The organism is Saccharothrix sp. ST-888, assembly GCF_000955975.1.
Lineage (GTDB): Bacteria > Actinomycetota > Actinomycetes > Streptomycetales > Streptomycetaceae > Kitasatospora.
Window position 1 is genome coordinate 1 of the sequence record NZ_JYJF01000579.1, and the last position, 355, is coordinate 355.

Annotated in this window: 1 protein-coding gene; it reads left to right on the top strand. The window is 76.3% G+C overall.

Annotated elements, in window-relative coordinates:
- Positions 1–237: 237 nt before the first annotated feature.
- A partial coding sequence (locus UK12_RS45370) for a histidine kinase (protein ID WP_442973925.1) occupies positions 238–355 on the top strand: 118 nt, incomplete at its 3' end.

Genomic DNA, 355 nt, shown 5'->3' on the forward strand with positions numbered 1-355 from the left:
GATCCGGGCCGACCGCAGGTGAGTCCGCCACCGAGGGCGGCCAGCCTTTCGCGGAGTCCGGCCAGCCCCCTGCCGCTGCCCGCACGGGGCTTGGGACACCTGTGCACGCCGCCGTCGCCGATCCCCATCCCGCCCCCCCCGTCCCCCAGCCGCCGCCGCGCCGAGCAGCGCCTGGCCTCTCTGGCCCGCAGCCCCCCCCTGCGCAACGCGGTCTGGGTCGTCGCGGTGGTCTGGGAGATGGAGCCCGCGCGGGAGACCCAGGCGCAGCTGGCGGTGGCCGATGAGCGGCTGCGCGTCTCCCGCGACCTGCACGACGTGATGGGCCGCAACCTGACCACCATCGCGCTGAAGAGCG